This window comes from Pseudomonas sp. DVZ6, from assembly GCF_024259445.1.
Lineage (GTDB): Bacteria > Pseudomonadota > Gammaproteobacteria > Pseudomonadales > Pseudomonadaceae > Aquipseudomonas > Aquipseudomonas peradeniyensis.
The window spans coordinates 1-5,710 of sequence record NZ_JANCLM010000080.1; the positions used below are offsets into that span (position 1 = coordinate 1).

The 5,710-nt window shown below is 67.5% G+C and carries 2 protein-coding genes; both read left to right on the top strand.

Going from position 1 to position 5,710, the window contains the following annotated elements:
* On the top strand, nt 1-4,018 hold a 4,018-nt coding region (locus NMG10_RS25645; RefSeq protein ID WP_254465362.1), incomplete at its 5' end, for an amino acid adenylation domain-containing protein.
* A gap of 15 nt (nt 4,019-4,033) precedes the next feature.
* Nucleotides 4,034-5,710, top strand: a 1,677-nt coding sequence (locus NMG10_RS25650; protein ID WP_254465363.1) for a condensation domain-containing protein, incomplete at its 3' end; no start/stop codon positions are given.

A 5,710-nucleotide genomic window follows, 5' to 3' on the forward strand; every position in this document is an offset into this window, starting at 1 on the left:
TGTACTGGATGCCGATTTCAATCCGGTGGCCAAGGGCTGCACGGGCGAGCTGCACGTTGGCCATGCCGGCCTGGCCCGCGGTTACCACAACCGTGCCTCGCTGACCGCCGAACGCTTCGTACCGGATCCGTTCTCCAGCGAAGGCGGACGTCTGTACCGCACCGGCGACCTGGCCCGTTATCGCGGTCAGGACGTGATCGAATACGTGGGCCGGATCGACCATCAGGTGAAGATCCGTGGCTTCCGTATCGAACTGGGCGAAATCGAGGCACGCCTGCAAGAGCATGCCGCCGTACGCGAAGTGCTGGTGCTGGATATCGACGGGGCAGGGGGCAAGCAACTGGCCGCTTACCTGATCGCCCAAGATGTAAATGCAGACCACGCAACGTTGCGTGACACGCTGAAACAGCACCTGAAAGCCAACCTGCCGGACTACATGGTCCCGACCCACTTCCTTGTGCTGGACCAGTGGCCGCTGACGGCCAACGGCAAGCTGGACCGCAAGGCCCTGCCCAAGCCCGACGCCAGCCAACTGCAACAAGGCTACGTGGCGCCACGCACGGCGCTGGAACAACAACTGGCCGCGATCTGGAGCGAAGTGCTGAAGGTCGAGCAGGTGGGCCTGCACGACAACTTCTTCGAGCTCGGTGGCCACTCGTTGCTGGCCACCCAAGTGACCTCGCGGATCCGCCAGCGCTTGGAGCTGGAAATCCCGCTGCGCAGCCTGTTCGAGTCCGCCGACCTGCTGGCCTTCGCCCAGGCTGCCGGCCAGGGTTCGGCCAGCCAGGCGCCGGCGTTCACTGTCGTGGACCGCAGCCAGCCGCTGCCGTTGTCCTACGCCCAGCAACGCCAGTGGTTCCTCTGGCAGCTGGAGCCGGACAGCGCCGCCCACAACATCCCTTCGGCCCTGCGTCTGAAGGGCGAACTGAATATCGAGGCCCTGCGCAGCAGCTTCGCCGCGCTGATCGCCCGTCACGAAACCCTGCGCACCACCTTCAGGCAGCAGGGCGACAGCGCCGAACAGGTGGTGCACCCGACGCTCGATGTTCCGCTGCAGGTCGCGTCGGCTGCCCTGGATGAAACGGCGCTGCAGGCCTGGGTCGAGGCCCAGGTGCGCGAGCCGTTCAACCTCGAGCGCGGCCCGCTGCTACGCGCCCGCCTGCTGCGCCTGTCCGCCGACGAGCATGTGCTGGTGCTGACCCTGCACCATATCGTTGCCGACGGCTGGTCGATGCCGATCATGGTCGACGAACTGGTGCGCGGCTATGAAAGCCATCTGCAGGGTAAGGCCCCGCAGCTGCCGGCCCTGGCGTTTCAGTACGCCGACTACGCCGCCTGGCAGCGCCAGTGGATGGAGGCTGGCGAGCAACAGCGCCAGCTGGACTACTGGCAAGCGCGCCTGGGCAGCAGCCAGCCGATCCTCGAGCTGGCCACCGACCACCCGCGTCCCGCCGTGCAGCAATACGACGGCGCTCGCCTGCAGGTGAGCCTGGAGCCGGGCCTGGTTGCCCAGCTCAAGGCGCTGGCCGGGCAACAGGACGTGACCCTGTTCATGCTCCTGTTGGCTTCGTTCCAGGCCTTGCTGCATCGCCATTCCGGTCAGGCAGACATCCGCGTCGGCGTGCCAGTGGCCAACCGCACCCGGGCCGAGACCGAAGGGCTGATCGGCTTCTTCGTCAACACCCAGGTGCTGGATGCCCGTTTCCAGCCGCAACTGCGCTTCGACGAGCTGCTGCAACAGGTCAAGCACGCCGCCCTGGGCGCCCAGGCGCACCAGGAGCTGCCCTTCGAACAACTGGTCGAGGCCCTGCAGCCGGAGCGCAGCCTGAGCCACAGCCCGCTGTTCCAGGTGCTGTTCAACCACCAGACCCAGGTGCTGGGCGAATCCCGCGAGCTGGCGGGCCTCAGCCTGCAGGGTCTGGTCTCGGACAAGCAGACCGCGCAGTTCGACCTGACCCTGGACACCGCCGAGCACGAAGGCGGCCTGAGCGCGACCCTGACCTACGCCACCAGCCTGTTCGAGGCCGCCAGCGTGGCGCGCATGGCCGAGCACTGGCGCAACCTGTTGCAGGGCATCTGCCAGGACGCCGGGCAGCGGGTTGCCGAACTGCCGCTGCTGAGCCGCGAGGAGCGCGAGCGCACCCTGCACGCCTGGAATGACAGCGCCGCCGACTATCCACGCGGGCAGACCGTCCAGCAGTTGATCGAGGCGCAGGCCGCACGCACGCCGCAGGCCATCGCTGCGGTGCTGGGCGAGCAGTCGCTGAGCTATGAGCAGCTTAACCGTCGCGCCAACGCCCTGGCCCATCACCTGCGCAGCCTGGGCGTCGGCCCCGATGTGCTGGTGGGGATCGCCGTGGAGCGCAGCCTTGACATGCTGGTCGGCCTGCTGGCGGTGCTCAAGGCTGGTGGCGCCTATGTGCCGCTGGACCCGCAGTTCCCCGAGGACCGCCTGGCTTACATGATGGAGGACAGCGGCATCGCGCTGCTGCTGACCCAGTCCAGCCTGCTGCAGCGCCTGCCGATTCCGCCGCAGGTGCACAGCCTGTGCCTGGACCAGCCGCTGCCAGCCGAGCACGGCGAGGACAATCCGCGCCAGCTGGCACTGCCGGAAAACCTCGCGTACGTGATCTACACCTCCGGCTCCACCGGCAAGCCCAAGGGCGTGACCATCCGCCACGACGCGCTGGTCAACTTCCTGTGCAGCATGGCGCGCCAGCCGGGCATCGACGCCCAGGACAAGGTGCTGTCGCTGACCTCGCTGTCGTTCGATATCGCCGGCCTCGAGCTGTACCTGCCGTTGCTGCGCGGCGCTAGCGTGGTGTTGCTGGGCGAGCAGGTGAACAAGGACCCGCAGGCCTTGCTGGCGGTGATCCAGGCCCAGGCGGTCAGCGTCGTCCAGGCCACGCCATCGACCTGGCGCATGCTGCTGGATGCTGCGGCGCCCGGTGCCTTCGCCGGCAAGAAGGTGCTGTGCGGCGGCGAGGCGCTGAGCGCCGAGCTGGCCCAGCGCCTGATTGCCCAGGCCGGGCATGTGTGGAACGTCTACGGCCCGACCGAGACCACCATCTGGTCGGCCTGCCACTACCTGACCGCCAGCGACGATGTGTGGCTGGGCCGTCCGCTGGCCAACACCCGCCTGCACGTGGTCAGTGACGAGCTCGACGTGTTGGCGCAAGGCGCGCGCGGCGAGCTGCTGATCGGCGGCGATGGCTTGGCGCGGGGCTACCACAACCGTCCGGGCCTCACCGCCGAGCGCTTCGTGCCGGATCCGTTCGCCAGCGAGCCGGGCGCGCGCCTGTACCGCACCGGCGACCTGACCCGCTACCGCGACGACGGCGTGATCGAGTATGTCGGGCGCCTGGACCACCAGGTGAAGATCCGTGGCTTCCGCATCGAGCTGGGCGAAATCGAGGAGCGCCTGCTGTTGCACCCGGCGATCCGCGAGGCCGCGGTGATCGATATCGACGGCCCGACCGGCAAACAGCTGGCGGCTTACCTGGTGCTGCACGACGCGCAGCAAGGCGTGGAAGCGCTGCGCGGCGAGCTGCGCGCGCACCTCAAGGCCGGGCTGCCGGACTATATGGTGCCGAGCCACCTGGTGGGCCTTGCGCGCATGCCGCAGACCCCCAACGGCAAGCTGGACCGCAAGGCCCTGCCGCTGCCGGACGCCAGCCAGCTGCAGCCGGCCCATGTGGCGCCGGTCACGGAGCTGGAGCGCAAGCTGGCGGCGATCTGGGCCGAGGTGCTGCATGTCGAGCGGGTGGGGCTGCAGGACAACTTCTTCGACCTGGGTGGGCACTCGTTGCTGATTGTCCAGGTGATCGGCCGGGTGCGCGAGCAACTGGGCGTCGACCTGAGCCTGAACGAGCTGTTCGAGCAGGCCACCCTGGCCGATTTCAGCCAGGTGGTCGAACGCAAGTCGGGGCAGGTCGCCAACGCCCATGACGAACTGACTAAATCCCTGGAGGCCTTGAAACGTCTTACTGCACAGGAAATAGATAATCTGATCGCTTAGCGGGAGACATTCAAAGTGCAAGAGCTGCTCGACTCCGTAAAGTCGCTGTCCACCAGGGAGCGCAAGGCATTGGCAGCCTTGCTCAAGCGCCAGGGTGTCAACCTCTACGGGGTCACCCCGATCTTCAGAAGGGACTCTGCGGACGGGGCAGCGCTTTCATACGCACAGCAGCGCCAGTGGTTCCTCTGGCAGCTCGATCCGCACAGCGCCGCCTACAACATTCCGGCGGCGCTGCGGCTCAAGGGCGCGCTGGATATCGAGGCGTTGCAGCGCAGCTTCGACAGCCTGGTGGCGCGCCACGAGACCCTGCGCACCACCTTCCGCCAGGAGGGTGACGGCGCGGTGCAGGTCGTCCATCCGCCCTTGCCGCTGGCATTGGCGGTTGAGCCGTTCGCGGTTGCCGATCCGGCAAATCTGGAAGCGGCCATCCGTGCACGGGTGGAGGCCGAGGTGCAGCAACCCTTCGACCTGCAACAGGGCCCACTGCTGCGGGTCAGGCTGCTGGTGCTGGGGTCTGATGAGCATGTGCTGATTCTCACCGTGCACCATATCGTCTCCGATGGCTGGTCCACGCCGATCCTGGTGGACGAGCTGATCCGTCTTTACCAAGGCTTGCGCCAGGGCTCGCCGGTTACCCTGGCTGAGCTGCCGATCCAGTACGCCGACTACGCGTTGTGGCAGCGCGACTGGATGGAAGCGGGCGAGCAGGAGCGCCAGCTCGGCTACTGGCGCCAGCAGCTGGCCGGCGAGCAGCCGCTGCTGGAGCTGCCCGTCGACCGTCCGCGGCCGTCGGTGCAGAACTTCCACGGCGCGCGCCTGGCCATCGATATCGATGCCTCCCTGGCCCAGGCGCTCAAGACCTTGGCGCGTCAGCAGGGGGTGACCCTGTTCATGCTGTTGCTGGCGTCGTTCCAGACGCTGCTGCACCGCTACAGCGGCCAGGCCGATATCCGTGTCGGCGTGCCGGTGGCCAACCGTGCCCGGGCCGAAACCCAGGGGCTGATCGGCTTCTTCGTCAACACCCAGGTGCTCAAGGCCGAGTTCGCGCCGCAGACCACCTTCACCGTGTTGCTGCAGCAGGTCCGCGAGGCCGCGCTGCAGGCCCAGGCGCATCAGGACCTGCCGTTCGAGCAACTGGTCGAGGCGCTGCAGCCTGAGCGCAGCATGAGCCACAACCCGCTGTTCCAGGTGCTGTTCAACCACCAGGCCGAAAGCCCGGGCATGGCCCGTCAGCTCGGCGAGCTGCAGGTCGAGGGCTTGAGCTGGGAAGGGCAGACCACCCAGTTCGACCTGATCCTCAACACCGCCGAACACGACGGCGGGCTGATCGCGGCACTGACCTACGCCGCCTCGCTGTTCGACCCGGCCACGGTCGAGCGCATCGGCCGGCATTGGCGCAACCTGTTGCAGGGCATTTGCCAGGACCACGCGCAGCGTGTGGCGCAGTTGCCGTTGCTCGATGTGGCTGAGCAGGGCGAGTGGAAAGCCGACGTGCAGCGTTATCCAAGCTCGGCTTGTGCCCAGGAGTTGATCGAAGCGCAGGCGGCGCGTACGCCTGAAGCGGTCGCCGTGACCTTCGCCGGGCAGGCGCTGAGCTACGACCAGCTCAACCGTCGCGCCAATCGCCTGGCGCACAAGCTGCGCGAGCAGGGCGTGGGGCCGGATGTGCTGGTGGGCATCGCGGTGGAGCGT